Raw genomic sequence first — 24350 nt, 5'->3', positions numbered from 1 at the left:
GAAGCGGATTCGAACTCAACCCCGTTGATACGAGCGGTAGTTCGATCCACAACACCCTATCCGACGGGCCCCGCCCCCCGATGGCGTCCACTTGCCCCGAAACCCGCGTGCACCACGGACCGGCTGCGTCACTATGGCGCCCGGAAAGCCGCATACGCGAGGCAAGGGACATCCGCATGAGACTGACCGACATATCGCTGGACTGGCTGCTGCCCGGCAGCCTGTTGATCCTGGGCGTACTTGCGGCAGTGGCGGTACTGGCCCGGGGCAAGCGGGAGAGCGAGAAGGCCGCGGCCGAGGACAGTTGGGAACGCAGCGAGGAGCGCAGACGGCGCAAGGAAGCCGTCTACGGGACCGCCTCGTACGTACTGCTCTTCTGCTGCGCGGCGGTCGCCGCCGCGCTCTCCTTCCACGGGCTCGTCGGCTTCGGCCGGCAGAACCTGAACCTGTCCGGAGGCTGGGAGTACCTGGTCCCCTTCGGCCTCGACGGCGCCGCGATGTTCTGTTCGGTGCTGGCCGTGCGCGAGGCCAGTCACGGCGACGCGGCGCTCGGGTCCCGCATGCTGGTCTGGCTGTTCGCGGGCGCGGCCGCCTGGTTCAACTGGGTGCACGCGCCCCGTGGCCTCGGCCACGACGGCGCACCGCAGTTCTTCGCCGGGATGTCGCTGTCGGCGGCCGTGCTCTTCGACCGCGCCCTCAAGCAGACGCGCCGGGCAGCGCTGCGCGAACAGGGCCTGATCCCGAGGCCGTTGCCGCAGATCCGGATGGTCCGCTGGCTGCGGGCCCCGCGCGAGACCTTCGGCGCGTGGTCGCTCATGCTGCTGGAGGGGGTCCGCACCCTCGACGAGGCCGTGGACGAGGTGCGCGAGGACAAGAAGGAGAAGGAACAGGACCGACACCGCAGGCGGGAGCAACACCGCCTGGACCGGGCCCACATCAAGGCGCTGGGCCGGCAGAACCGGGCGTTCGGCCGGGCCCGCGCCCGGCAGGTCGACATGCCGGGGTTGAACCCCGGAACGGGCTCCGCGCCGGTCGGCGCGGAGCCGGCCATATCGGAAGCGGGACAGCTGCCCCTGCGCCGCCGGCCCTCCCTTCAGGCCGTCAACGGAACCGAACCCCTTGATCCGTCCGGCGCCCGGACGGTCGACCTCACCGCCGAGGACGACACCCAGACCATTCCCCGGCTCGACTCACTGGAGCGCAAACTGAAGGACCTGGAACAGCAGTTCGGCTGATCCGAACCGTGCGCACGAAGCGGTGGGGCGGCTGCCCCGGGGAATCCCGGGGCAGCCGCCCCACCGTCGTGCGTCGCGGTCGCGGCTATCCGGCGCGCAGTTCGAACCAGACGACCTTGCCGCGCCCCAGCGCGAGCGGGTCCACGCCCCAGGCGTCGGCGAGCGCCTGTACCAGCACCAGCCCCCGGCCGTGCGTACCGTCGTCGGCGGACGGTACGTACGGGCGGGGGCGGCGGGCCGTGTAGTCGCGGACCTCGACCCGCAGCGTGGCGGCGGCCAGGCTCGCGGACACCTCCGCGCCGTGCTCGGTATGGACGAGCGCGTTCGTGACGAGTTCCGTGATCAGCAGTTCCGCGACGTCGGCCGCCTCGGCCCGGCACCGGTGGCGCAACAGTTCCCGCAGCGCCCGCCGGACCTCGCCTATGGCCTTCAGGTCGGCCCGGTCCACGCTCCGCCTGATCCGCACCGCGTCCGCCGCGCCGCCGCCGCCCCCGGCGGACGGTTCGCGCGGCACCGGCCGGCCCTTCTTCCACAGCTTTCCGGTATTCGCCCCCACCCGCACGGCGATGTACCTCCCCCGCATCCGCACTGCTCGAACTGGTCTACGGAAATGCATGCCCCCCGGGGCAATCCGCACTCCTGCGGCCTCAAGGGCGGGGTACGTTGCGCAGGTTGGATCGAGCCATCTGGATCATCCGGCCCACCCCGCCGTCCAGCACGATCTTGCTGGCGGACAGTGCGAAACCGGTCACCATCTCGGCGCTGATCCTCGGCGGAATCGACAGGGCGTTGGGGTCGGTCACCACGTCCACCAGAGCAGGGCCCTTGTGCCGGAAAGCGTCCTTCAGAGCCGCTGTGAGCTGCTTGGGCTTCTCGACACGGACCCCGTAGGCACCCGCCGCGCGGGCGATCGCGGCGAAGTCCGGGTTCCGGTTCGTGGTTCCGTACGAAGGCAGGCCGGAAACCAGCATCTCCAACTCGACCATTCCAAGGGCTGAGTTGTTGAAGAGGACCACTTTGACGGGCAGGTCGTACTGCACCAGGGTGAGGAAATCTCCCATCAGCATCGAGAAGCCACCGTCGCCCGACATCGAGACCACTTGACGGCTCCGGTCGGTGAACTGCGCCCCGATGGCCTGGGGAAGGGCATTGGCCATGGAGCCGTGGCTGAAGGATCCGATGATGCGCCGCTTTCCGTTCGGGGAAAGATAGCGCGCCGCCCACACGTTGCACATGCCGGTGTCGACAGTGAACACCGCATTGTCATCCGCGAGTTCATCCAGAATCGACGCCACGTACTCGGGATGGATCGGCGTGTGCTTCTCCACCTTGCGCGTGTAGGCCTTCACCACCCCCTCCAGGGCGTCCGCGTGCTTCTTCAGCATCCGGTCCAGGAAGCGGCGGTCCGTCTTGACCTTGACCCGGGTGTTCAGGGCGCGCAGGGTCTCCCGTACGTCTCCCCAGACCGCGAGGTCCAACTGGGAGCGGCGACCGAGGTGTTCGGGACGGATGTCCACCTGGACGATCTTCACGTCGTCGGGGAGGAAGGCGTTGTACGGGAAGTCCGTACCGAGCAGGATCAGCAGGTCGCACTCGTGCGTGGCCTCGTACGCCGCGCCGTAGCCGAGCAGCCCGCTCATGCCGACGTCGTACGGGTTGTCGTACTGGATCCACTCCTTGCCGCGCAGGGCGTGCCCGATCGGGGCCTTGACCCGGCCCGCGAACTCCATCACCTCGGCGTGCGCGCCGGCGGTGCCGCTGCCACAGAACAGGGTGACCCGGTCGGCCTCGTCGACGAGTCGGACCAGCTTCTCGATCTCCCCGTCACCGGGCCGCACCGTGGGCCGCGCGGTCACCAACGCGTGCTCCACCGCCTTCTCCGGCGCGGGCTGCGAGGCGATGTCACCGGGCAGCGCGACGACGCTGACGCCACTGCGGCCGATGGCGTGCTGCACGGCGGTCTGGAGCAACCGGGGCATCTGGCGCGGGTTGGAGATCAGCTCGCTGTAGTGGCTGCACTCGCGGAACAGCTGGTCGGGGTGGGTCTCCTGGAAGTAGCCGAGGCCGATCTCGCTGGAGGGGATGTGCGAGGCGAGCGCGAGGACGGGAGCCATGGAACGCTGGGCGTCGTACAGTCCGTTGATCAGGTGCAGGTTTCCGGGACCGCAGGAACCGGCGCAGGCGGCGAGCCTGCCCGTGATCTGCGCCTCGGCGCCCGCCGCGAAGGCGGCCGTCTCCTCGTGCCGGACCTGGATCCATTCGATGTCACCGGTCCGGCGGATGGCGTCGACGACGGGGTTGAGGCTGTCGCCGACGACTCCGTACATCCGCCGCACGCCCGCGCGCACGAGGATGTCCACGAACTGCTCCGCCACGTTCTGCTTGGCCATGAAGGGGGCGCCCTTTCCGGTTCGGCACTGCCGGGTGCGCCTCCCATCCACGCACGTTCCGTGCCGTTACGCCTCCCAGACCGCGGCGGCCGTCCGGTCGTCGGCGTACCCCTTGAGGCGGAGCTGGGTGTCGGCGAGGAACGCCGCGAGCCCGGGCGGTTCGCCCTGCGACCAGCGGGCCGCGAGTTCCGCCGGGAGCACGGCCTCCTCCCGCATGGGTTCGGCGAGGCCGCCGGAGCACAGCAGGAGCGTGTCGCCGGGCCGGGCGACGGAGGCCCGGAACCGGAAGCCGCCGGGGTCGGAGCCCGTGCCGGGTTCGGAGGGGGGTCCGGAATCGGGTTCCAGGTCCTGCCACTCGCCCGCCCGCAGGCGGAAGACCCCGCCCGGGCCGGCGCCGAAGCACACCCGGTTGGCGCACCGCGGGTCCAGGGGCAGCAGCAGGCCGCGCAGCCCGGCCGTGCAGGCCTCCTCGGGGAGCCCGAGCTCTGCGGCGCGGGCTCGGAGCCTTCCGTAGCCCCGGTCGGTGAGCCGTTGGAGCCCCGAGCGCAGGGCCTCGCGCCGCCCCGCCCGGATGTCGTCGGCCAGCCGCTCGCGGCTGCGCCCGACGGCGGCGGCGACCGTGTGGCACAGGCCGGCCGCCGCCTCCCTGGCGCCCGGGGCCGCCCGGTCCCCGCCGGCCAGGACCACCAGCACCAGGGCGTCCTCGCCGCTGCCGAAGCGGGCGGTCAGCAGGCTGTCCCGGCGCGCCTCGCCCCGGTAGCGGGCGGAGTCCCCGCGCAGCGAGGCGGCGCGCAGCGTGTAGGTCCCGTAGCGGGCCCCCTCCAGAACCGTGTCGGGGGTCAGGTCGTCCAAGGCCGCCGGGTCGGCCGCGGGCAGCGACCCCGGTTCGGCGGCGTAGGTCGGAGCCCGGTCCCCGAGGTGGCTGACGGTGGGCCGATCGGGGGGCGACGCGGCGGGCCCGGCGGTGGTGGGGGCGGAGCCGGGCGCGGGCGGCCCGCCGGGGGCGGGTGGGGGCGGCCCGGTCGGGACTCCGTCGAGCGCGGGCGGGCGGGCGACCGGAGCTCCTGTTCCCGTGCCCGGCTCCGGGGGGAGCCCGAGCCCGGCGGACCGCGCGGGCAGCGCCTGCGGCAACCCGACGTCGGCATCCCGTACGGGCGGATCCTGCGGGTACGCCGAGCCGGCGGGTCGGGCCGGCGGAGGCGGCGGGGCATCCGGCCCGGCGGGCCGGGCGGTCTGACGCTGCGGCAGCCCCGGCTCGGCGGGGCGGGCCGGGCCATGACTCGGCCCGGCCGGAGCGGGGGGCGCCTGCGGGTGATCCGGCCCGGCCGAAGCGGGTGCCTCCTGCGGGTACGCCGGGCCGGCGGATCGGGCCGAAGGCTTCGCCGGCCCCGGCTCGGCGGGGTCGGCCGGTCCTTGCCCCGGGCCCGCCGGTGGGGTGGGCGGAGTCCGCGGGAACTCCGGTCCGGCGGAACCGGGGGCCACGTCCTGGGGGGAATGCGCATCCGGCCCGGCGGACCGGGCGGCCTGCGTCCGCCCGAAATCCGCCCCGGCGGGGTGGACGGACGGAGCCTGCGGGAGGCGCGGCTCCGCCGGTCGGGGCGGCGGACCCTGACCGGCGGCGCGGGCCGGGGGCGCCCCCCAGAGCCAGGGCGGCAGTTCGGCGTCGGCGCCGTACGCGAGGTCCGGCTCGGGCCCCGCTCCGGGGCCGGGCGTGGCTCCCGGGTCGGGGACGGCCGGTGATTCGGCCCGCCGGGACGGCTCGTACGGCGCGGGTGGCTCGGTCGGCTCCGGCGGCACGGTGACGTCCCCCTGCGCGTACCCGGTCTCCCCCATCAGGCGGGGGTCACGCGGCGCCGGGAGCGGGGGCGGACCGGAGGAACCCCGGCGGGGACCGGGCAGCAGCGGCTCCGCCGACGGGGAACCCGAAGCAGCCGGAGCCGGACCGACCGGTTCCGTTGCCGACGGGGCTCCACCCGAGGGGACGTCAGACGACGGAACCCGTTCCGCCGGGGCCCCCGACAGCGGAATCGGCGGCGGTGCCGGAGCCCGCGACCCGGAAACCTGCCCGGGCGCGCCCTGCGCCGGCCCGTCGCCCCTCGACGAAGGAAACGGCACCGACGGCGCCCGCGGCGGGACGGGCGGTACGGGAACCCGCCCGGACGGCCCCGGCGGCGTCGACGACGGCGAGGCGGGAGCCTGCTGCGGCGGAATCGGCAGCGGCGGGGCCTGCGATCCGGAAGCCGGCGCGGAGGGCCCGTCCAGCGACCACTCCCCCGGCGGCGGCGCCTCGGCCGGGGCATCCGGTGCCACCGAGGTCCGTGACCGCGGGGGCGGAGCGGGCGGGAGCGGGGGCGGCGGCACCTCCGGCGCGGGTGGCTGTGACGGCGGAACCGGCACCGGCGCCGGCGCCGATGGGAGCCGCTGCGGCGACGCGCCCACCCGCGCGACGGTCTCCGGTGGCAGCGCAGGCCGCGACGGAACCGCGGGCGGCGGTTCGAGGACCGGCGGCAGGTCCGCAGCCGGTGTCGGCGGCCGGGACGGGGGTGGGGCGTGGGGGGGTGGGGTCGGGGGCGGTTCGGTCACCAGGTGGGACGCCGAGTCGAATCGGTGGTCCAGGGTGTCCCCCGGATCAGGTTCGGGCCCCGTTTCCGGAGCGTCGTAGAGCTTCTGCCACCAGTCCTCCGCGCCCTGCTGACTCATGCCCCCATTCTCGGCCCACCCGGGCGGCGGAAAACCCCGAACGCGCGAAAAGGGTCCACCGGGCCGCCGCCCGGTGGACCCCGCGCCCTCAACCCGTACGGGCTAGCGGACTTCGTACGCCCGGGTGACCGTCTGGGTGACCGTCGCGCCGTTCGCGTCGGCCAGTTCGACCTTCAGCGACACCGCCTTGCCGGCGGCTCCCGCGTGGTCGACGACGGCCGTCCACCGGCCGTCGCGTTCGGTGGTCCTCGCCGCCGTCCAGTGCTCGCCGTCGTACGAGTACGACAGCTTCGCCGACTTCAGCGCTCCCGGCGCGTAGCCCGCGTGCCCGGTGACGCCCAGTGCGATGCTCTGTCCGTTCGCCGCGGCGACCGTCTTCATCCCGTCGAGCGGGGCCGCGTACCTCGGGAAGAGGACGGGAAGGCCCTGCGAGGGGGCCGCCGGGTCGAGCTTCGAGGTGAAGCCCCAGGTCGTGCGCACCGCGGTGGAACGCTGCCAGGTGCGGGCCGGCGGGCCGATCTTCTCGATGAACTGGGTGAGTTCGTAGCGACCGGCCGCGGCCGGGACCTCGAACACCCCGAACGGGTAGGAGCTGTCTCCGATGACCTGGCCGTCGCGGACGAGTTGGAGGCCGCCTATGTCACCGAAGGAACCGGGCTGCGCGTAGTGCGCGGTGTCCCCCCACATGGCGGGGGCGAAGCCGATCAGGTTGCCCTGCCGCTCCGCGGCGAGCGTCTCCTTGCCCGCCGCGTCGCGGGATGCGACGGGACCGACCACGCCGTCGTACCAAGTCGCCTTCACCTTCGCGCCCTTGGCGTACGTCCGCTGCGCGCCGGTCATGAACTCGCCCCAGGGGAAGCTGCTGGAGAGCAGTTGCTCCCAGGTGGTGTCCCCGGCGGTGTAGTACTCGGTGCGCGTGCCCGGCGCCGCGACGGTCTCGAACCCGCCGAAGTACACGGCGCTGCCGATCGGCCGGTAGGCGCCCGACAGGTCGATGAAGTCGGCTGCCACGCCCATGGAGTTGTAGGTGGAGTCGACCTGTCCGAGCTCGCGGTCGCGCACCCGGTAGGTGCGGTCCGAGGTGATCTCGCCGCTCTCGGGGAAAGCGAGGCTGTAGAGGTAGGGGCTGTTCGCGGTGCCCTTCCATTCCAGCGTGACGGGACCCGCCGCGAGGCGGGCGAGCAGCGCGCGGCCCTCGGCGGTCTCGACGGTGAGGGTCGGCAGGGCGCCGCCGGCGTAGCCGGTGGAGGCGACCCAGCGGCCGGGGGTCTCCCGGTGGGCGAGGACGGCCCTGGCGCCCGCTTCCTTGGCGGCTCCCGCGACCTCGTGGAGGGCGCCGTCCGTGGCCTTCACCAGAACGATCGCGTCCTTGACGCCCGCCTTGGCGAGTTCGTCGGGGGTGCCGGAGCCCGCGTCGACGAGGCGGGCCCGGCCGGTTCCGTCGAGGTTGTCGCTGCCCGTGGAGGCGGTGATCGGGTGGAGCGTCGGGCCGCCGCTGACCTTCAGCGCGGAGATCAGCGGGGCGGCTGCCCGCCAGTATCCGCCGAACTCGAACTCCCCGTCCTTCGCGCGTCCTTCGACCGAGGCGTAGTAGCCGCGGATGGTCCGGCCGCCCATGGCGGTGCCCGCGTGCAGCCAGGTGTCGTCCCAACTGCGGGCGAAGCCGAGGGTGGTGCCGCGGGCCTCGACCGGCTTGTCGGCCGCGAGGGTCAGCCGGCCGGCCTTCCGGGCGTCCAGGACGATGGTCGTGTCCTTCTTCACCTCGGTCTGGGGGCGCCCCAGGTAGGTCAGGGAATCGATCAGTTCGGCGCCCGTGCCGGCGTCGGGGGTGCCGACGAACGCGGAGAGGAAGTAGGCGCCGGGGCGGACCCGGTAGACCTGGTCGACGGAGCCCTCGTTGAAGCGGCGCTCGCCGGAGGCGTCGTCGGTGCCGATGACGTCCAGCGAGGAGGGGCCCCCGGCGGGCCGGCCCGCGCGGTCGATCAGTTTGACGCGCAGGGTGACGGTCTCGGGTTCGACGTACAGGGAGAAGGGGGTGGAGACGCGCACGCCGCCCGCCGTGGCGACGACGCGACCGGTGACGTCCCCGTACTGGGAGCGCTCCAGCTTCGCCGCCGGGTCGAGGTGGAGCGGCACCTTGACGGTGGCTCCGGCGGGGACGGTGACCGTGCGCCGGTCGAGGCGGGCGACCTGGGAGCGGACGGCGGAGCCGTCGTTGCCGGTGACCTTCTCGACGCCGAGGTTCAGGGTGACGGGCCGGGTACCGGTGTTGGTGTACGGGACCTCGACGCCGGTGCGGTCGCTGCGGTCCTGCGGCCAGTTGTACGTTCCGCCCTGCACGGCGGGGGTGCCGATGACGGTGGCGTCGAGGGCGGCCTTCACGTCGAGGCGACCGCCTCCGGTCTCCCGTACGTCCCCGGGGACGGCGGTGTTCGCGGAGCCGACGAGGGCGGCCTTGACCTGCTGCGCGCTCCACTCGGGATGGCGTTGCTTGACGATGGCGGCGGCCCCGGCGACGTGCGGGGTGGCCATCGAGGTCCCGGACATGGACTGGTAGGCGTACACGCCTCGGCCGCCCGCGGCGGCGGCGGAGATCCCGACGCCGGGGGCGGCGATCTCCGGCTTGAGGGTGTGGGCGAGTCCGGCGGGGCCCCGGCTGGAGAAGCCGGCGGTGGTGTCGTCGCGGTCGACGGCGCCCACGGTCAGCACGCCGGGGGCGCAGCCCGGTGAGGAGACCGTGTTGTTGCCGGGACCGGAGTTGCCGGCGGCGACGACGAACAGGGTTCCCTGCTGCGAGAGTTGCTCGGCCGCGGCGGCGAGCGGATCGTCGCAGGCCGTCTGCGAGGGGTCGCCGAGGCTCATGGAGACCACGTCGGCCTTGCTCGCCGCCGCCCACTCCATGCCGGCGATGATCCATGAATCGAGCCCGTAGCCCTGGTCGTTGAGGACCTTGCCGCTGAGCAGTTCGGCGCCGGGCGCGACGCCCTTCTTGGCGCCGCCGCTCTCGGCGCCGGATCCGCCGACGGTGGAAATGGTGTGGGTGCCGTGGCCCTGCCGGTCGGCGTCCGTGTCGGAGTCGGTGAAGTTCTTCGACTCGGAGACGCGGCCCTTGAGGTCGGGGTGGTCGAGGTCGGTGCCGGTGTCGAGGACGGCGACCTTGGTGCCGGCGCCGTCGAGTCCGGCGGCCCAGGCGGCGGGGGCGTTCACCTGGCGGGTGGAGCGTTCCAGGTTCGCCCGGACCTTGCCGTCGAGCCACAGCTTCTTCAGTCCGCCCGCGGCCCGGGAGGCGCCGGCGGCGGATACGTCGGCCCAGAACTCGGCGGCCCGCTGCTTGTCGGCGGCGAGGGCGACGGCCCCGATGGAGCCGAGGACCAGGGACCGGTCGGCGCCGCGCGGCGCGGGCGGGGTGTTGCGGGCGACGCCGACGGAGCCGTCGTACACGGCGATCAGCGGCAGCTTCTTGCTGTGGGCGTCGTCGTAGCCCTGCCGGATCAGGCCGGTGACGTTGAAGAGCTCCTCGTCGACCCGGCCCGCGGCGAGCGCCTTGACCGCGCTCTCGGGGTAGACGTAGACGTCCTTGCCGCTCTGGCGGGTCTGGACGACCGGCATGCGGCCGTCGTCCCGGGGCATCGCGGTGGCGGCGGTGCGTCCGGTGGCGTCCGTGGAGACCAGGACGCGGTCCCCGGTGACGAGGGTGACGGTGACGGGCGCCGCGGGCCGCTGGCCCGCCGCCCCGCTCCCGACCAGTGGTCTCGGTCCCGGCGGTCCGTCGATCGGCAGTGCCGCGGACGGGCCGACTGCGGTGACGGCGAGGACGGCCGCTGTGGCCACCCCGACTGCCGTTCGCGATATCGGGCGCATCGCTCTCCCCAGGTGATTTCCGGCCAACTGCTCTCTTGCACGGCATAGCTGACGTACACGTGGCTTCTGGCCGGTGGATGGTGGTGCTGCGGTGGCGACACCTTGGCAGAGGGGCGGGAGGTGCGGCGATGATGTCGGCGGCGGGTTTGTGCCGTGGCCGCTTCCCGCCAGGAACGGCACTGATAGTGGGGTGGACGGGTTGCTGGGTGCGATAGGTCTGGACGAGGGGCAGGAGTCGGCGTACCGCGCGCTGGTGGCACTCGGCGCGGCGGAGGTGCCCGATCTCGCGCACCGGCTGACGCTGCCGGTGCCGCAGACCGAGCGGGCGCTGCGGCACCTGGAGCGCCAGGGGCTGGCCGCCCAGTCCTCGGCGCGGCCCGGACGGTGGGTGGCGGCGCCGCCCGGGGTGGCGCTGGGCGCGCTCCTGACCCAGCAGCGGCACGAGCTGGAGCAGGCGGAGCTGGCGGCGGTACTGCTCGCGGAGGAGTACCGGGCCGAGGCGGGCGAGATGGCCGTGCACGACCTGGTGGAGGTGGTGACGGGGGCCGGCGCGGTGGCGCACCGCTTCCACCAGCTCCAGTTGGGGGCGACGGAGGAGGTGTGCGCGCTCGTCAGTGGCCGCCCCCAGGTCGTGACGGGCACGGAGAACGAGGCCGAGGAACGGGCCTCCGTGCGCGGCGTGGAGTACCGGGTCGTGATCGAACGCCAGGTACTGACGCTGCCGACGGGCATCCGGGAGGCGTCGACGGCCCTGGCGCGCGGCGAACGCATCCGGGTGACGGGCGAGGTCCCGACGAAGCTGGTGATCGCCGACCGGACGCTGGCGATGGTCCCGCTGACCGCAGGGGGCGCGGAGCCGGCGGCCCTCGTCGTCCACGCCTCGGGGCTGCTGGAATCCCTGCTCGGCCTGTTCGAGGCGGTGTGGCGGGAGTCGCTGCCGCTGCGGCTGGGTTCGACGGGCTACGCGGAGGAGGGGGACGGCGGCCCCGACACCACCGACCTGGAGATCCTCTCCCTCCTCCTGGCCGGTATGACGGACGCGAGCGTCGCCAAGCACCTGGAACTGGGGCTGCGGACCGTGCAGCGGCGGGTGAAGGGCCTCATGGAGCTGGCGGGCGTCACGACCCGGCTCCAGCTCGGCTGGCACGCCCACGAACGGGGCTGGGTGGCCCGATAGCCCCCCGTCGGTCACCCTGAGCAGATGGAGCTGCCTCAGCTGGTCCTGGTGGGGCTGGTGCTCCTGCTCGGGGTGCTCGGGGTGATGGTCCCGGGCGTCCCGGGAACCTGGCTGGTCTGGGCCGGCGTGCTGTGGTGGGCGTTGCACGTGCGGTCGGGGCCGGCGTGGGTGCTCCTCGCCTCGGCGACGGGCCTGCTGTTGGTGGTGCAGGTCGTGAAGTGGCTGCTGCCGCCCCGGCGGATCCAGGGCCTGGGCGTCACGCCGGCGATGGCGGCCTGCGCGGGCGGCGGCGCGGTGCTGGGCTTCATCGTCGTCCCGGTGGTGGGTGCGGTGCCCGGTTTCATGGGCGGCGTCTACCTGTACGAACGCCGCCGGCTCGGTACGCACGGGGCGGCGTGGGCGGCCACCCGCACCGTGATGCGGGCCGCGGGAACGAGCGTCCTGCTGGAACTCCTCGCCTGCCTCCTGATCACAGCCGCCTGGCTCACCGCCACCCTGACGTAACCCCGCCTACGGAGCCGGTCCGCCGCTGGACCAACGGGCCCGAGCCCCTGCCCCTCCACCCCGAACCCCACGCCTCGAACACCGACGGGGCCGGAACAGGGCGGGGCTGCGCGCAGGTCGGGGTCGGGGACGGGGTGGGGTGTCGTCAGGGACTAAAACGTGATTTGTTGGCGCCCACTCCCGCCCCACCGACGCAGCCCGGGACAGGGCGCCATAAATCATGCCCGTCCCGGACGACACCCCACCCCGTCCCCGACCCCGACCCCACCCGCCCCCACCAGCCGCCGGGGCCCACACGTGAAACCCCGGCCAGGGGAGGGTCAGGCCCGACCGTTGCGCTTCGCCGCGTAGTTGGCTCGGCCCTCCGCCGATTTCAGCCGCCAGTCGCGGCGGATCTCCGACCGCAGCCGCGCGTCCGTCTTCGCCACGATGCGCTGGTTCTCGCGCAGCAGCTTGCGGTAGCTCTCCAGCCGCCGCTCCGACAGCGCCCCCGACTCCAGTGCGGCCAGCACCCCGCACCCCGGCTCCGCCTCATGCGCGCAGTCGTGGAAGCGACATCCGGCGGCGTAGTCCTCGATCTCCGAGAAGACCTGCCCGACCCCCACCTCCGCGTCGAACAGCCCGACGCCCCGCAGCCCGGGGGTGTCGATGAGGACGCCCCCGCCCGGCAGGACGAGCAGGTTGCGGGTGGTCGTGGTGTGCCGGCCTTTGCCGTCGATGTCACGCGTGGCCTGGACCTCCATGACCTCCGCGCCGAGCAGCGCGTTCGCCAGCGTGGACTTGCCCGCGCCGGAAACGCCCAGCAGCACGCTCGTGCCCTCGGCGACGATCGCGCCGAGCACGTCGGTGCCGTCCCCGTTGAGCGAGGAGACGGTGAGCACCTGAACCCCCGGCGCGGCGGTTTCCACGTCCTCGACCAGGTGGGCGAGGGTCACCGGGTCCGGGACCAGGTCGGCCTTGGTGAGGACGACCAACGGCTGCGCCCCGGACTCCCACGCCAGCGCGAGGAAGCGCTCGACGCGGCCCAGGTCGAGTTCGACGGCCAGCGACACCGCGATGACCGCGTGGTCGACGTTGGCGGCGAGGATCTGCCCCTCGGAGCGCTGCGAGGACGTGGAGCGCACGAACGCGGTCCGGCGCGGCAGGTACGCCTTCACGTAGCGCGGGTTTCCGGCCGCCTCGACGGCGGCCCAGTCGCCGGTGCAGATGACCCGGAGCGGGTCGTGGGGGGTGACGAAGGCGGTGTCGGCGCGGACGGTGCCGTCCGCGGTGACGACGTCGCACTGGCCGCGGTCGACCCGGACGACGCGACCGGGGACGAGTCCCTGGGCGGCGTACGGGGCGAAGGCGGCGGCCCAGGCGTCGTCCCACCCGAAGGGGGTGAGGGCGTGCGCGAGGGAGGCCTGCGGGAAAGAAGAGGAAGTCAAGGGGAACCCTTCACAGGGTGGCCCCGGCAGCGTGCGCTCGTCGGCGCGCGAAAGTGGTGTGAGGTCAGCCGGAGACCACGGAGGTGACATTGATGGTCTTCTGAGTGCGGGCAGGGCCCTGCGCCATGACGGTCATCAATGAACTCACCTCCGGATCGACTACACGCTGCGGTTCCGCACCGGTCGGCGGGAACGGGTTCACGGTAACAAGCGCCCCGCCGACCCCGCCACCTCTTTATCCGCGGATCGCGGACCCCACCCCGCGCCCCACCCGCCCCCGCGCCGCCCCCTCGGTCGCGCCCCCGGTCGCGCCCCCCGGATCGCCGTCTCCACGACGGCCGGCCCGCATGTCCGGGATCCGCAAGCGGCGGCGCCGAGGCGGACGCACGGCCAGTGGGCGATGATCACGCCGAGGGCGAAGGTGAACGAAACGGTGGGGAAGGCGAACCCCGCGGTCGAGAACTCCGCCATCGCCTCCCCCTTCCGTCTCCCGGCATCCGTGGATGCCGCCCCCCGTTGACAGAACCGAGTGTGCCCCGGCCGATCCGGTGGCCGCATTGCCGGATCCCGGCAGTCTTTACGCGTCCTTGATGCCGGGTGGCGGCGCAGCGGCGATGTCCGTTTCTTTCAAGACGCCGGCCGTCGCAACTGCCTAGCCTGCTGCCATGACTCCACGACTCGACATGATCGGCATCGTCGTCTCCGACATGGCCGCCTCCCTCGCCTTCTACCGTCGTCTCGGTCTGGACGTACCGGCCGGCTCCGAGGAGCAACCGCACGTCGAGACCGCCCTCCCCGGGGGGCCGCGGATCGCCTGGGACACGGAGGAGTCCATCCGCGGCATCGACCCCTCCTGGACCCGCCCGGCCGGCGGCAACCGGGTGGAACTGGCCTTCCTGTGCGATTCCCCGGCCGAGGTGGACGCGCTGTACGCCGAGCTGACCGGCGCGGGCCACGAGGGACACATGAAGCCCTGGGACGCGTTCTGGGGGCAGCGCTACGCGGTGGTGCTCGACCCGGACGGCTCCGGGATCTCGCTGTTCGCCCCCTCGGACCCCTCCGACCCGGCCGCGCCCTCCGACCCGGCCGCGTAGGCCCCCGGGGTCGTTCCGGCCAGCGCCCGCACCTCCCGGGCGAGGTGGGCCTGGTCGGCGTACCCGGTCAGGGCGGCCACCCGTGCCGGGGGCAGGCCGCGCCGGACCAGGGTCAGGGCCCGTTGGAGGCGCAGCACCCGGCCGAGGGTGCGGGGGCCGTACCCGAAGGCGTCGAGGGAGCGCCGGCGCAGCTGCCGTTCCCCCAGGCCGACCGCCCCGGCGATCCCGGCGACCGATTCCCCGGCCCGGAGGCGGGCCGTCACCTCGGCGACGAGGGGATCGGGGGGCCCGACGGCCGCGGCCCGGACCCGGGCCAGCTCCTCGAGGCCCGTACGGGGGTCCTCGTACGCCCCGATCCGTTCGGTGAGGCGGCGCACCTCGGCGCCGGGCCACAGCCCGGCCAGCTCGACCCGCCGGTCGCGCAGCTCGTGGGCCGGTACCCCGAGCAGTGCGGGCGCGGTGCCGGGGGCCAGGCGCAGTCCGGCGAAGGCGTCACCGGGGACCTCCCCGGCGGGGTGCGGTCCGGTGTCGGGCCCGGCGACCAGGAGGCGGCCGCCGACCCACAGCAGGTCCATGCAGCCGTCGGGCACCACCACGGAACCGGCCCCGCGGGCCCGCCACACGACGGCTCCGGGCACGACCGCGGACGGCGTCTCCTCGTACATACCGCCAGGTTAGCCGGCCCGCGCCGGGCCTCAGTGCTTGCGGAGCCGGGAGGTGTAGTCCTCCGGCGGCAGGAACTTGGACCAGCGTTCGGGGAACTCGGAGGGCATGCCGGCGTCCTCGTCGTCCTCGGACTCCCCCTCGGCCAGGGCCCGCCAGGCGGCGGCCCGGGCGACCAACTGGGCGGCCTCCGCCTCGCGGACCCGCTCGTTGGCCTCCCGGGCCGCGGCGGTGGCCACCGAGGGCCAGACGCGGTCGATCGCGGCGTTGACGGCCGCTCCGACGAGCACGGCGAACGCGGAGATGCCGATCCACAGCAGGATCGCCACGGGCGCGGCGAGCGACCCGTAGATCGTGGGCCCCTCCACGGTGTTGGTCAGGTAGATCCGCAGCAGGAAGGACCCCAGCACCCACATCGCGAGGGCGACGAGCGCGCCCGGCACGTCCTCGATCCACGGCGAGCGCACCGGGACGGAGACGTGGTAGAGGGTGGTCAGGAAGGCGATGGAGAGCAGGGTGACCGTCGGCCAGTACAGCACCGCGATGACCTCCGTGCTCCAGGGCAGCAGCCGGACGACGGCGTCGGGTCCGACGACCATCAGCGGCAGCACGATCGCGCCGATCAACAGGGCGATGATGTAGAGGAGGAAGGCGAGGAGCCGGGTCTTGACGATGCCGCGGTGCCCGTCGAGGCCGTACATGACGGTGATGGTGTCGATGAAGACGTTGACGGCGCGCGATCCCGACCACAGGGCGAAGGCGAAACCGAGGGAGATCAGGTCGGGCCGGCCACGGCTGGTGACGTCGTCGAGCATGGGTTTGGCGACGTCGTTGACGCCCCGGTCGGACAGGATCGTGCCGACCGCGCGCAGGATGTTCTCCTCGATGCTCTGCACGGACTGGGTGTCGGTCCAGCCGTCGACGTAACCGAGCAGACCGAGCAGACCGAGGAAGAGCGGCGGCAGCGACAGCAGTGTGAAGAAGGCCGCTTCGGCGGCCAGTCCGAGGATCCGGTACTCGATGCACGAGTTGACGGTGTCCTTCAGCAGCAGCCAGGCCATCTTCCGCTTCGAGACGTTGCGATAGAGGGCGCGGGCCCGGTGGAGCCGTCCTGGGATCCGCTCGGGTGTTTCTTTTGCTGGCTGCACGTCCTTACGGTATCCGCATGGCAGCCACCACCCACACAGTCAGCAACCAGGCCCCGCCCCTGGTGGGCCACGAGGTCTACCTCGGCGACCGGGCCCTCACGGAGGGCGTGGAACGGCACCTCGCCGACGCGGCCCCCGAACTCCTCGACGAGGTAAGGGAGGAGCTCACGACGCTCGGGCGCGCCGCGGGCTCCGCCCAGGCGCAGGACTGGGGGACGCGGGCGAACGAATGTCCGCCGAAGTTGCGGACGCACGACCGGTACGGGAACCGGATCGACGAGGTGGAGTTCCACCCCGCCTGGCACCGGCTGCTCGGCCACGCGGTGACCTCGGGGCTCACCGACGCATGGGGCCGGCCCGCGGGACACCTGCGTCGCGCGGCCGGGTTCTTCGTGTGGTCGCAGGCCGAGGCGGGGCACGGCTGCCCGGTCTCGATGACGCACGCCGCGGTCCCGGCGCTGCGCACGGATCCGGAGCTGGCCGCCGAATGGGAGCCGCGGCTGACCTCGCACGTGTACGAGGAGGGCCTGCGCCCGGCGGCGCGCAAGGGCGGCGTGCTCTTCGGGATGGGAATGACGGAGAAGCAGGGGGGCAGCGACGTACGGGCGAACACGACGGCGGCGGTGCCGCTCGACGCCTCCGGGGAGTACCTCCTGACGGGCCACAAGTGGTTCTGCTCGGCGCCCATGTCCGACGGGTTCCTGGTCCTGGCGCAGGCGCCGGGCGGGCTGACCTGCTTCCTGGTGCCCCGGGTGCTGCCGGACGACACCCGCAACGTGTTCGCGATCCAGCGGCTGAAGGACAAGCTGGGGAACCGGTCGAACGCGTCGAGCGAGGTCGAGTTCGACGGGACCTGGGCGCGGCGGGTGGGCGAGGAGGGCCGGGGGGTGCGCACGATCATCGAGATGGTCGCGGCGACCCGGCTGGACTGCGTGATCGGCTCGGCGTCCCTGATGCGACAGGCCCTGTCCCAGGCCGTCCACCACGCGGAGCACCGCTCTGCTTTCGGAGCACCGCTCGTCGACCAGCCGCTGATGCGCAACGTGCTCGCCGACCTCGCCCTGGAGTCCGAGGCGGCGACCGTGTTGACCCTGCGCCTGGCAGCGGCGTACGACGCCGACACCGAGCAGGAGAAGGCGTTCCTGCGCCTCGCGGTGCCCGCCGCGAAGTACTGGGTGACCAAGCGGTGTACGCCGATGGTCGCCGAGGCCCTGGAGTGTTTGGGCGGCAACGGCTACGTGGAGGAATCCGGACTGCCGCGGCTGTTGCGCGAGTCCCCCCTCAACTCGATCTGGGAGGGCTCCGGCAACGTGCAGGCCCTGGACGTGCTGCGGGCCCTGCAGCGGGAGCCGATGGCCCTGAACGCGTTCCTCCAGGAGGTCGGGCTCGCCCGGGGCGCCGACCACCGGCTGGACGCCGCGATCAAGAATCTGCTCACCGAGCTGGCCGACCTCGACGGCATCGAGGCCCGGGCCCGTCGGGTCGTGGAGCGGATGGCCCTGGTGTTGCAGGGGTCCCTGCTGGTCAGGTGGGCTCCGCCGGAGGTGGCGGACGCGTTCTGCGCCTCGCGGCTCGGCGGGGACTGGGGCGCGGCCTTCGGGACGCTGCCGCACAGCCTGGACCTGGCGTCGGTGGTGGAGCGGGCGCGGATCGCGCTCTGACGGGCGCCGCCCCGGTCGCGGGGATGCGGCCGGGAGCCGCCGGCACGGGCGCGGACCACGGGCTGGGAGCGGTCCCCAAACCGCGCAGCACCGGGATCCGGGCCCGTGGAGGTGGGATCGGGGGTGGCGCCGCGCCGACTCGGCACCACCCCTGATCCGAGAAGCCCCGAGGAAGGAGCTGTCACGCCGCTCGGCGGCGTGCCGATAGTTTCGGTCGGGTGACAGGGGCTTGGCGAGAGTTGCATACCGTTGCAACCCTCGGTTCGGAAGGCGCCCGCCGCACGTGCCCGGGGAAGGCCACGTGCGCGGGTCGGGCGGCTCCCGCAGTACGTCCTGTTCAGCACGGGGAGGTTCCGGTGGCCAACACCGCAGGCGGCACGGTCGACGTGGCACGCATCTCGGCCATGGACGCGCGTGACGCCGCGCGCCTGCTGAAGGGGGTGCGGGCCGCCGCGCTGGCCGGGGAACGCCCGCCCGCCGCCCCGCGCCCTGAGATCGCCGAATCCTGGAGGCGGATGCTGGCCGGCGGGGTGCACCCCGACCGGGACGCCCGCTCGCGCGTGCTGTCCGCCGCCGAGACGGAGGAGCGGCGGCAGGCCTCGCCGCTGCGCGATCTCCTGCCGGTGCTCCGCGAGGGGTTGCTCCCCGCGCTGGACGAGGCCCTGCACATCATGGTCGTCGCCGACGCGGACGGCCGGCTGCTGTGGCGGGAGGGGCACGCCTCGATCCTGCGCAAGGCGGACCGGCTCGGGTTCGCGGTGGGGGCCGACTGGGCAGAGGCGGTCGTCGGGACCAACGGGGTGGGCACCGCGCTGGTGGTCCGGCGTCCGGTGCAGGTCTTCTCCGCCGAGCACTTCGTCTCCAGCCACCACGACTGGACCTGCGCGGGCGCCCCCGTACGCGATCCCCGGGACGGGCAGCTGCTGGGCGTCGTCGACGTGAGCGGGCCGCTGGCCACCATGCACCCGGCCACCCTGGCGTGGGTCGGCTCCGTGGCCCGCCTCGCCGAGCGCGAGCTGCGGGTCCGGCACCTGGAGTCGCTGGAGCGGCTGAGGGCGGTCGCGGCCCCGCTACTGGCCCGGCTGCCCGGCCGGGCGCTCGCCGTGGACCCGCACGGCTGGACGGCCGCGGTCGTGGGCCTCGCGCCGGCGGACCGGATACCGCTGCCCAAGGCCCTCGGCCCGGGCCGCGTGTGGCTGCCACAGCTGGGCGACTGCGTGGCGGAGCCGCTGCCCGGCGGCTGGCTGCTGCGGATCGCGGAGCCGCGCGCGGCCGCCGCCCCGGTGAGCCGCGTCGTGCTGGACCTGAGCCGGCCGCGTTCCTGGTCGGCGACCGTGTACGGGGCCGCCGGCAGCTGGTCCCAGGAGCTGAGCCCGCGCCACGCGGAGCTGCTGTTCCTGCTGGCGGAGACCCCGCGCGGGCGCTCGGCGGCGGAACTGGCGGCGGAACTGTTCGGGGATCCCACGCGCACGGTGACGGTCCGGGCCGAGCTCTCGCGGGTCCGCCGCCACCTCGCGGGGGTGCTCACGCACCGGCCGTACCGTTTCGCGGAGGACGTGGAGGTGGAGCTGGTCCGACCGCGGGATCCGGCGGAGCTGCTCCCCCACTCCACCGCGCCCGCCGTGGTCCGGGCCCGGCAGGGCGGCGCCGGCGGCTGGGGCACCCCGGTGGGTCCGGCGGGGGATGTGGTTCCCTGAACGGCATGAGCACCATCACCCTGACCACCTGGTCCCTCGAAATGACCGCGCCCGGTGACCTGGTCCCGGCGGCCGTGCCCGGCCCCGAGGTCCGCGTCGAGCGGGCGGAGGTCCCCTCGCCCGAGTTCAGCCGCTTCCTGTACGCCTCGGTGGGCGGCGACATCCACTGGACGGACCGGCTGTCGCTGACCCGTGCGCAGTGGGTGGAGCAGTTGGAGCGGCCCGGCGTGGAGACGTGGGTCGCGTACGAGCGGGGCACCCCGGCGGGGTACGTCGAGCTGGATCCGCAGCCCGACGGCGTGGTGGAGATCATGTACTTCGGGTTGCTGCCCGACTTCCGGGGCCGCCGCATCGGCGGGCACCTGCTGACGGTCGGGGTGGCCCGCGCCTGGGACCTCGCGTCCCGCTGGCCTGACCGGGAGCCCACGCGGCGCGTCTGGGTGCACACCTGTAGCCAGGACGGCCCGACCGCGATGGACAACTACCAGCGGCGCGGCTTCAAGGTCTTCCGCACCGAGACCGAGGAGAAGCAGGACGGCCCCACCCCGGGCCCCTGGCCCGGCGCGTAACCGTCCGGCACCGGCGGCCGGGACGCACGCCTCGGGCCGCCGCCTCCTCCGCGACACCCCCCGCAGGCCCTGACCGGCCTGCCGGACCGGCCGGACCGCCCCCCGGCCCACCGGCCGGACCCGCCCGCCGTGACTCCCCCGGCCGGGCCGGAAACAGCCGCTCCGCGGGCCCCTCCCGCCCCCGCCGCCGGCGGCCGTGGAGCACCCCGGGACGTGACCCCGGTCACCGCATCCCACGATTCGGGACGAGTTCGTCCGCATGATGGACAGTAGTGGACTCCTCCAATCGGTGCATGACACGCTTCCGCCATGAATGGAGCTGGAATTGCCTTGGTGAGTCGGCGGCACGTCGACCTCGGCCGCATGTCCAGCGCCATCTGTCCGGCGAGCTGACGGAACCAGCCACCGCCGCGCGTCGACGTCGTCCCCACTGAAGCGGACGCGTCGACCACGTAAGCCCCCTGAAGGCCGAAGACCGCACCTGCCTGCCGGCAAACCCGGCCGAAGGCGGCATTTCGGCCACACCTGCTCAGCGTCGCCGGTCTGACAGGGGCGCACCGTCACCTCCCCTGCCCTTGCCCTGAGCCGCCGAAGAAGGACGTACCGCCATGGCCGCCACCCCCGAAACGCCCGCAGCCGCCCCCGCAGCCGCAGCGCGCCGCAAGACCGGCCGTCACCGCGGCGAGGGTCAGTGGGCCGTCGGACACCACACGCCCCTCAACGGCAACGAGCAGTTCAAGAAGGACGACGACGGTCTCAACGTGCGGACGCGCATTGAGACGATCTACTCCAAGGCCGGCTTCGACTCGATCGACCCCAACGACCTGCGCGGCCGCATGCGCTGGTGGGGCCTCTACACCCAGCGCAAGCCCGGGATCGACGGCGGCAAGACCGCGATCCTGGAGCCGGAGGAGCTGGACGACAAGTACTTCATGCTGCGCGTGCGAATCGACGGCGGCCGGCTGACCACCGAGCAGCTGCGCGTCATCGGCGAGATCTCCGAGGAGTTCGCGCGCGGCACCGCGGACCTCACCGACCGCCAGAACGTGCAGTACCACTGGATCCGGATCGAGGACGTCCCCGAGATCTGGCGCCGCCTGGAGGCCGTCGGCCTGTCCACCACCGAGGCCTGCGGTGACACGCCCCGCGTCATCCTCGGTTCGCCCGTGGCCGGCATCGCCCAGGACGAGATCATCGACGGCACGCCCGCCATCGACGAGATCTACCGCCGCATCGTCGGCAACCCCGACTTCTCGAACCTGCCCCGCAAGTTCAAGTCCGCGATCTCCGGTTCGCCGCTGCTCGACGTGGCGCACGAGATCAACGACATCGCCTTCGTCGGCGTGAACCACCCCGAGCACGGCCCCGGCTTCGACGTCTGGGTCGGCGGCGGCCTCTCCACCAACCCCAAGCTCGGTGTGCGCCTGGGCACCTGGGTCTCGCTGGACGAGGTCCCGGACGTCTACGAGGGCGTCATCTCGATCTTCCGCGACTACGGCTACCGCCGGCTGCGCAACCGCGCCCGCCTGAAGTTCCTCGTCGCCGACTGGGGTCCGGCCAAGTTCCGCCAGGTCCTCCAGGACGAGTACCTCAAGCGCGAGCTGACGGATGGCCCCGCGCCCGAGCAGCCCTCCGGCCAGTGGCGCGACCACGTCGGCGTCCACCAGCAGAACGACGGCCGCTTCTACGTCGGCTTCGCGCCCCGCGTGGGCCGCGTGGACGGCGCCACCCTGACCAAGATCGCGGACGTGGCCGAGCAGCACGGTTCGGGCCGGCTGCGCACCACCGCCGAGCAGAAGATGGTGGTCCTCGACATCGAGGCCGACCAGGTCGACTCGGTGGTCGCCGCCCTGGAGTCGCTCGATCTGCGGGTCAAGCCCTCCCCGTTCCGGCGCGGCACCATGGCGTGCACCGGCATCGAGTTCTGCAAGCTGGCCATCGTCGAGACGAAGGCGCGCGGCGCCTCGCTGATCGACGAACTGGAGCGCCGCCTGCCGGACTTCGCCGAGCCGCTCACCATCAACATCAACGGCTGCCCGAACGCCTGCGCCCGCATCCAGGTCGCGGACATCGGCCTCAAGGGCCAGCTCGTCCTGGACGACGACGGCAACCAGGTGGAGGGCTACCAGGTCCACCTGGGCGGCGCGCTCGGCCTGGAGGCCGGCTTCGGCCGCAAGGTCCGCGGCCTCAAGGTCACTTCGGCGGGTCTGCCCGACTACGTCGAGCGGGTCGTCACGCGCTTCCAGGAGCAGCGCGAGGACGGCGAGCGCTTCGCCGCCTGGGTCACCCGCGCCGACGACGAGGCCCTGTCATGAGCGAGCGCGCGGCCCCGTTCTACTGCCCGTACTGCGGTGACGAGGACCTGTTCCCCAACGAGACCGGTCACGGCGCGTGGGAATGCAGGGCCTGCAACCGAGCCTTCCAGCTGAAGTACCTCGGGCTGCTGTCCCGGGGTGTTCAGTCCAACACCGCTGGAGGGGACGAGATATGACGACGGTTCAGGAAACGTCGAACCTGAAGGAACTGGCCGAGCGGGCGGGCCGGGAACTGGAGGACGCCTCCGCACTGGACATCCTGCGCTGGGCGGCCGACACCTTCGGTGAGAAGTTCGCCGTCACCTCCTCCATGGAGGACGCGGTGGTCGCCCACCTCGCCTCCCGGGTCCGCCCCGGCGTGGACGTGGTGTTCCTCGACACGGGTTACCACTTCGAGGAGACCATCGGGACGCGGGACGCGGTGGAGGCGGTGATGGACGTCAACGTCATCACGCTCACCCCGCGGCAGAGCGTCGCGGAGCAGGACGCCGAGTACGGTCCGCGGCTGCACGACCGGGATCCGGACCGCTGCTGCGCGCTGCGGAAGGTCAAGCCCCTGGAAGAGGGCCTGACCGGGTACGCGGCGTGGGCGACGGGGTTGCGTCGTGACGAGTCCCCGACCCGGGCGAACACCCCGGTGGTCGGGTGGGACGAGAAGCGGCGCAAGGTCAAGGTCTCGCCGATCGCCCGCTGGACGCAGGAGGACGTGGAGGCCTACGTCGCCGAGCACGGCGTACTCACCAACCCGCTGCTGATGGACGGCTACGCCTCGGTCGGTTGTGCCCCGTGCACCCGTCGGGTCGCGGAGGGCGAGGACGCCCGGTCGGGCCGGTGGGCGGGTCTGGGCAAGACCGAGTGCGGGTTGCACGGCTGATGACGGACACCACGAACACCACGAACACCATGAACACCACGGAACCGATGGAGAAGGACCGGATGAGCGTGAGCGACCAGGGCGCCACCGTGTGGCTGACCGGGCTGCCCAGCGCGGGGAAGACCACCATCGCCCTCGCGTTGGCCGAGCGGCTGCGCGGGGAGGGTCACCGGGTGGAGGTCCTCGACGGTGACGAGATCCGCGAGTTCCTCTCCGCCGGTCTGGGGTTCTCCCGGGAGGACCGGCACACCAACGTGCAGCGGATCGGCTTCGTCGCCGAGCTGTTGGCGAGCAACGGGGTGAAGGCGCTCGTGCCGGTGATCGCTCCGTTCGCGGACAGTCGTGAGGCCGTCCGCAAGCGGCACGCCGTCGAGGGCACCGCGTATCTGGAGGTCCATGTGGCCACTCCGGTCGAGGTGTGCTCCGAGCGTGATGTGAAGGGCCTGTACGCCAAGCAGGCGGCGGGCGAGATCTCCGGTCTGACCGGGGTCGACGACCCGTACGAGGCCCCGCGGTCCCCGGACCTCCGTATCGAGTCGCACACGCAGACCGTGCGGGAGTCGGCTTCGGCCCTGCACGCGCTGCTCACCGAGAGGGGTCTGGCATGACCACCGCCGCGCACCTGCACACCGATTCCGGCTCCGACGCGCCCTACGCGCTGTCGCACCTGGACGCCCTCGAATCCGAGGCCGTGCACATCTTCCGCGAGGTCGCGGGGGAGTTCGAGAAGCCGGTGGTCCTGTTCTCCGGCGGCAAGGACTCCATCGTCATGCTGCACCTGGCGTTGAAGGCGTTCGCGCCGGCGCCGGTGCCGTTCACGCTCCTGCACGTCGACACCGGGCACAACTTCCCCGAGGTCCTGGAGTACCGCGACCGCACCGTCGAACAGCACGGACTGCGGCTGCACGTCGCCTCCGTCCAGGACTACATCGACGCCGGGAAGCTCCGCGAACGCCCCGACGGCACCCGCAACCCGCTGCAAACCCTGCCCCTCACCGAGGCCATCCAGCAGCTCGGCTTCGACGCCGTGTTCGG

20 protein-coding genes are annotated in these 24350 nt (G+C 73.2%); 13 read left to right on the top strand and 7 right to left on the bottom strand.

What is annotated here, in order from left to right; all coding sequences use genetic code 11:
• Positions 1–176 precede the first annotated feature (176 nt).
• Positions 177–1235 (top strand): DUF2637 domain-containing protein, encoded by a 1059-nt coding sequence (locus ACFY0I_RS33475; RefSeq protein ID WP_388902818.1) that lies wholly within the window; start codon positions 177–179, stop codon positions 1233–1235.
• Positions 1236–1320: 85 nt separating this feature from the next.
• Here ACFY0I_RS33475 and ACFY0I_RS33470 read toward each other — a convergent pair whose 3' ends face one another.
• The 4 genes from ACFY0I_RS33470 to ACFY0I_RS33455 form a co-directional block, all read right to left on the bottom strand.
• The gene (locus ACFY0I_RS33470) at positions 1321–1749 is read right to left on the bottom strand and encodes an ATP-binding protein (RefSeq protein ID WP_388902815.1); all 429 of its coding nucleotides are present in this window, start codon (positions 1747–1749) and stop codon (positions 1321–1323) included.
• Positions 1750–1882: 133 nt separating this feature from the next.
• Positions 1883–3625 (bottom strand): pyruvate dehydrogenase, encoded by a 1743-nt coding sequence (locus tag ACFY0I_RS33465; RefSeq protein ID WP_388902812.1) that lies wholly within the window; start codon positions 3623–3625, stop codon positions 1883–1885.
• A 66-nt stretch (positions 3626–3691) separates the two neighbouring features.
• Positions 3692–5458 (bottom strand): protein phosphatase 2C domain-containing protein, encoded by a 1767-nt coding sequence (locus ACFY0I_RS33460; RefSeq protein WP_388902810.1) that lies wholly within the window; start codon positions 5456–5458, stop codon positions 3692–3694.
• 969 nt (positions 5459–6427) lie between these two features.
• Positions 6428–10186, bottom strand: coding sequence for a S8 family serine peptidase (locus ACFY0I_RS33455; RefSeq protein ID WP_388902809.1), 3759 nt, complete (start codon positions 10184–10186; stop codon positions 6428–6430).
• A 199-nt stretch (positions 10187–10385) separates the two neighbouring features.
• On the opposite strand from ACFY0I_RS33455, the gene ACFY0I_RS33450 reads away from it, so the two are divergent.
• Both ACFY0I_RS33450 and ACFY0I_RS33445 read left to right on the top strand, forming a co-directional pair.
• The gene (locus ACFY0I_RS33450) at positions 10386–11363 is read left to right on the top strand and encodes a helix-turn-helix domain-containing protein (RefSeq protein WP_388902807.1); all 978 of its coding nucleotides are present in this window, start codon (positions 10386–10388) and stop codon (positions 11361–11363) included.
• Between the two features lie 24 nt (positions 11364–11387).
• On the top strand, positions 11388–11867 hold the full coding sequence (locus ACFY0I_RS33445; RefSeq protein WP_388902806.1) for a DUF456 domain-containing protein: 480 nt from the start codon (positions 11388–11390) through the stop codon (positions 11865–11867).
• Positions 11868–12187: 320 nt separating this feature from the next.
• Here the strand turns inward: ACFY0I_RS33445 and rsgA are convergent, their stop codons facing one another.
• Positions 12188–13294: a ribosome small subunit-dependent GTPase A gene (rsgA, locus tag ACFY0I_RS33440; protein WP_388902804.1), complete on the bottom strand. Its 1107-nt coding sequence runs from the start codon at positions 13292–13294 to the stop codon at positions 12188–12190.
• Positions 13295–13959: 665 nt separating this feature from the next.
• Here rsgA and ACFY0I_RS33435 point away from each other — a divergent pair.
• Positions 13960–14388: a VOC family protein gene (locus ACFY0I_RS33435; RefSeq protein WP_388902802.1), complete on the top strand. Its 429-nt coding sequence runs from the start codon at positions 13960–13962 to the stop codon at positions 14386–14388.
• Here ACFY0I_RS33435 and ACFY0I_RS33430 read toward each other — a convergent pair.
• Together ACFY0I_RS33430 and ACFY0I_RS33425 are read right to left on the bottom strand one after the other, a co-directional pair.
• Positions 14292–15053, bottom strand: a complete 762-nt coding sequence (locus ACFY0I_RS33430; protein ID WP_388902801.1) for a helix-turn-helix domain-containing protein — start codon at positions 15051–15053, stop codon at positions 14292–14294. The two genes, ACFY0I_RS33435 and ACFY0I_RS33430, sit on opposite strands and share 97 nt — an antisense overlap.
• Positions 15054–15083: 30 nt before the next feature.
• Positions 15084–16199 (bottom strand): YihY/virulence factor BrkB family protein, encoded by a 1116-nt coding sequence (locus ACFY0I_RS33425; protein WP_362878493.1) that lies wholly within the window; start codon positions 16197–16199, stop codon positions 15084–15086.
• A 17-nt stretch (positions 16200–16216) separates the two neighbouring features.
• On the opposite strand from ACFY0I_RS33425, the gene ACFY0I_RS33420 reads away from it, so the two are divergent.
• From ACFY0I_RS33420 to ACFY0I_RS33380, 9 genes are all read left to right on the top strand, one after another.
• Complete coding sequence (locus ACFY0I_RS33420; protein WP_388902798.1) at positions 16217–17860, top strand: acyl-CoA dehydrogenase family protein; 1644 nt, start codon at positions 16217–16219, stop codon at positions 17858–17860.
• Between the two features lie 404 nt (positions 17861–18264).
• Positions 18265–19557, top strand: a complete 1293-nt coding sequence (locus ACFY0I_RS33415; protein WP_388902991.1) for a GAF domain-containing protein — start codon at positions 18265–18267, stop codon at positions 19555–19557.
• A gap of 5 nt (positions 19558–19562) precedes the next feature.
• Positions 19563–20126, top strand: coding sequence for a GNAT family N-acetyltransferase (locus ACFY0I_RS33410; RefSeq protein WP_388902796.1), 564 nt, complete (start codon positions 19563–19565; stop codon positions 20124–20126).
• 309 nt (positions 20127–20435) lie between these two features.
• Complete coding sequence (locus ACFY0I_RS33405; RefSeq protein ID WP_309550570.1) at positions 20436–20519, top strand: putative leader peptide; 84 nt, start codon at positions 20436–20438, stop codon at positions 20517–20519.
• Positions 20520–20734: 215 nt separating this feature from the next.
• Entirely contained in the window at positions 20735–22441 is a 1707-nt protein-coding gene (locus tag ACFY0I_RS33400) for a nitrite/sulfite reductase (protein ID WP_388902794.1), read from the top strand.
• On the top strand, positions 22438–22617 hold the full coding sequence (locus ACFY0I_RS33395) for a hypothetical protein (protein WP_388902791.1): 180 nt from the start codon (positions 22438–22440) through the stop codon (positions 22615–22617). Before ACFY0I_RS33400 ends, ACFY0I_RS33395 begins: the two co-directional genes overlap by 4 nt.
• Positions 22614–23315, top strand: a complete 702-nt coding sequence (locus ACFY0I_RS33390; protein ID WP_388902789.1) for a phosphoadenylyl-sulfate reductase — start codon at positions 22614–22616, stop codon at positions 23313–23315. Before ACFY0I_RS33395 ends, ACFY0I_RS33390 begins: the two co-directional genes overlap by 4 nt.
• A gap of 62 nt (positions 23316–23377) precedes the next feature.
• Positions 23378–23923: an adenylyl-sulfate kinase gene (gene cysC / locus ACFY0I_RS33385; protein WP_388902988.1), complete on the top strand. Its 546-nt coding sequence runs from the start codon at positions 23378–23380 to the stop codon at positions 23921–23923.
• Positions 23920–24350 (top strand): phosphoadenosine phosphosulfate reductase family protein (locus ACFY0I_RS33380; RefSeq protein ID WP_388902787.1); only part of this gene is annotated, 431 nt, incomplete at its 3' end. The genes cysC and ACFY0I_RS33380, both read left to right, overlap by 4 nt.

The organism is Streptomyces sp. NPDC001568 (genome assembly GCF_042893755.1).
Taxonomy (GTDB): Bacteria; Actinomycetota; Actinomycetes; order Streptomycetales; family Streptomycetaceae; genus Streptomyces.
Note: the sequence above shows the minus strand (reverse complement) of the source record. Positions and strands in the feature narration are given on the sequence as shown.

Bases quoted from the DNA above. Each gene is read 5' to 3' on its own strand.
- ACFY0I_RS33475 (WP_388902818.1), top strand. From the start codon at position 177: ATGAGACTGACCGACATATCGCTGGACTGGCTGCTGCCCGGCAGCCTG.
- ACFY0I_RS33465 (WP_388902812.1), bottom strand. From the start codon at position 3,625: ATGGCCAAGCAGAACGTGGCGGAGCAGTTCGTGGACATCCTCGTGCGC.
- ACFY0I_RS33460 (WP_388902810.1), bottom strand. From the start codon at position 5,458: ATGGGGGAGACCGGGTACGCGCAGGGGGACGTCACCGTGCCGCCGGAG.
- ACFY0I_RS33455 (WP_388902809.1), bottom strand. From the start codon at position 10,186: ATGCGCCCGATATCGCGAACGGCAGTCGGGGTGGCCACAGCGGCCGTC.
- ACFY0I_RS33445 (WP_388902806.1), top strand. From the start codon at position 11,388: ATGGAGCTGCCTCAGCTGGTCCTGGTGGGGCTGGTGCTCCTGCTCGGG.
- ACFY0I_RS33435 (WP_388902802.1), top strand. From the start codon at position 13,960: ATGACTCCACGACTCGACATGATCGGCATCGTCGTCTCCGACATGGCC.
- ACFY0I_RS33430 (WP_388902801.1), bottom strand. From the start codon at position 15,053: ATGTACGAGGAGACGCCGTCCGCGGTCGTGCCCGGAGCCGTCGTGTGG.
- ACFY0I_RS33420 (WP_388902798.1), top strand. From the start codon at position 16,217: ATGGCAGCCACCACCCACACAGTCAGCAACCAGGCCCCGCCCCTGGTG.
- ACFY0I_RS33415 (WP_388902991.1), top strand. From the start codon at position 18,265: ATGGACGCGCGTGACGCCGCGCGCCTGCTGAAGGGGGTGCGGGCCGCC.
- ACFY0I_RS33410 (WP_388902796.1), top strand. From the start codon at position 19,563: ATGAGCACCATCACCCTGACCACCTGGTCCCTCGAAATGACCGCGCCC.
- ACFY0I_RS33405 (WP_309550570.1), top strand. From the start codon at position 20,436: ATGAATGGAGCTGGAATTGCCTTGGTGAGTCGGCGGCACGTCGACCTC.
- ACFY0I_RS33400 (WP_388902794.1), top strand. From the start codon at position 20,735: ATGGCCGCCACCCCCGAAACGCCCGCAGCCGCCCCCGCAGCCGCAGCG.
- ACFY0I_RS33395 (WP_388902791.1), top strand. From the start codon at position 22,438: ATGAGCGAGCGCGCGGCCCCGTTCTACTGCCCGTACTGCGGTGACGAG.
- ACFY0I_RS33390 (WP_388902789.1), top strand. From the start codon at position 22,614: ATGACGACGGTTCAGGAAACGTCGAACCTGAAGGAACTGGCCGAGCGG.
- cysC (WP_388902988.1), top strand. From the start codon at position 23,378: ATGAGCGTGAGCGACCAGGGCGCCACCGTGTGGCTGACCGGGCTGCCC.